At 50.9% G+C, this 1,135-nt stretch carries 1 protein-coding gene and 1 pseudogene; both read left to right on the top strand.

The features are described 5' to 3' along the window. The first annotated feature begins 50 nt into the window (after positions 1-50). The gene (locus PSSD_RS25960; RefSeq protein WP_082672372.1) at positions 51-473 is read left to right on the top strand and encodes a helix-turn-helix domain-containing protein; all 423 of its coding nucleotides are present in this window, start codon (positions 51-53) and stop codon (positions 471-473) included. A gap of 98 nt (positions 474-571) precedes the next feature. Further along, positions 572-1,135 (top strand): annotated as a pseudogene (locus PSSD_RS25955) (DDE-type integrase/transposase/recombinase); the annotation flags it as partial.

Below are 1,135 nucleotides of genomic sequence, written 5' to 3'. Positions count from 1 at the left end.
GGACTGAACCCATAATGTTGGACTGTAAAACGACATAATGGGGATAAATCATGAAGCCCAAATATTCCACTCAATTCAAGTTAAAGGTCGTGCGTTACTTTCTCGACGGTCATGCCGGTCAGGGCGGGACAGCACAACATTTCGGGGTTTCGAGGACGCATGCTATCCGCTGGATACAGCTTTATCTTCACCACGGTGAGGAAGCACTGCGTCCCCGTTCCCGCTCCCGCTCTCAGATGTATTCACCGGAGTTCAAACGAGAGGTTGTCACCTATGCCATCAACCATCCTGAGACATCGGCAAGGCTCGCGGCCCGATTTGGTATTGCTTCCCATACCACTGTTGATAACTGGCTCAAACGGTTCAGACTAAAGGGGTACAGTGCCTTTTGTCCGACACAACCGGAGCGGAGCGTATCTATGCCAGTTAATCCAGACAAGCCTCGTAAAGCAGATGATAAAACGCCTGAATAACTGCTGAAGGAGCTCGAATATCTCCGGGCGGAAAATGACTATCTGAAGACGCTGCAGGGGATACTCCTTGAAAAAAAGCGGCTGGAGTCGCTGAAAAAGCAGCGGCGGTAAACCTGTTGCGTACGCAACATCGCCTGCCGGTGCTGCTGAAAGCGGCTCAACTGGCCCGGAGCACCTTCTTTTATCATCTGGCTCGCCTTCAGATACCGGATAAATATGCTGAGGTTAAGGTGCTGATGCTCCGGTTGTTCAGTGAACACAGAAGCCTGTATGGCTACCGGCGGCTTAACGAGCTTCTCAGACAATGTGGCTACAGTCACAGTGGTAAAACTATCCTTAAGCTGATGAAAGCTCTGTCGCTGGAGTGTCCGGTAAGGCGGAAGAAATATTGTTCCTACCGGGGAGGCGTGAATCCGACAGTGGCTAACCTGCTACAAAGAAACTTCGTTGCTTCAGCGCCTGAAGAGAAATGGGTAACAGACGTGACGGAGTTCCGCGTGGGAGAGGATAAATATTACCTGTCAGCCATAATGGACCTGTACAACGATGAAATCGTGGCCTGGGAAGGCTCACAGAAGGCAACGGCATCATTGATAGATGGCATGCTGAAAAAGGCGTTCAGTCACCTGAGTAGCCTGAGCCGCGTGTTGTTGCACAGTGAT

This window comes from Type-D symbiont of Plautia stali, assembly GCF_001485335.1.
GTDB classification, from domain to species: Bacteria; Pseudomonadota; Gammaproteobacteria; order Enterobacterales; family Enterobacteriaceae; genus Pantoea; species Pantoea vagans_C.
This window is presented reverse-complemented; position numbering and strand designations above follow the sequence as displayed.

Excerpts from the sequence above, each read along its gene's own strand:
- PSSD_RS25960 (WP_082672372.1), top strand. The coding sequence starts at position 51 with ATGAAGCCCAAATATTCCACTCAATTCAAGTTAAAGGTCGTGCGTTAC.